This is a genomic window from Aminobacter sp. P4_D5 (assembly GCF_056401815.1).
Genome location: NZ_JBFUIP010001460.1, coordinates 1 through 507 on the forward strand (window position 1 = coordinate 1; position 507 = coordinate 507).

Genomic DNA, 507 nt, shown 5'->3' on the forward strand with positions numbered 1-507 from the left:
GGTGAACAGGCTGCGCGCGCTCACCGGCTTCAACCAGGTGATCGCGCCCTTCGAAGGCCGGGTGACCACCCGCAGCACCGATGTCGGCGCGCTGATCGTGGCCGCCGCCACCAACGCGCAGCCGCTCTTCACCATCACCGACAGCGCCAAGCTGCGCCTCTACGTCCGCGTGCCGCAGGCCTATGCCGCCGGCATCGCCCCGGGCATCACGGCCCAATTCACCGTGCCGGAACATGGCGACCAGGCCTTCACCGCGGAGTTGACGCGGACCTCGGATTCGCTGGACGTGCAGTCCGGCTCGATGCTGGTGCAGTTCACCGTCGACAACCAGGACGACCAGCTCAAGCCCGGCGGCTACGCCCAGGTGCGTATCGAGCTGCCGCCGCGGGCCGGCGCCACCCAGGTGCGCATCCCCGCCAGCGCGCTGATCTTCCGTGCCGACGGCACCTCCGTGGCCGTGGTGGACGATGACGGCAAGGTCTCGGTGAAGCCGGTGCAGATCGCGCG

The 507-nt window shown here is 70.0% G+C and carries 1 protein-coding gene; it reads left to right on the top strand.

Annotated elements, in window-relative coordinates; genetic code table 11:
* The coding region (locus AC1DWF_RS38960; RefSeq protein ID WP_476843726.1) for an efflux RND transporter periplasmic adaptor subunit at nucleotides 1-507 on the top strand (507 nt) is incomplete at both ends.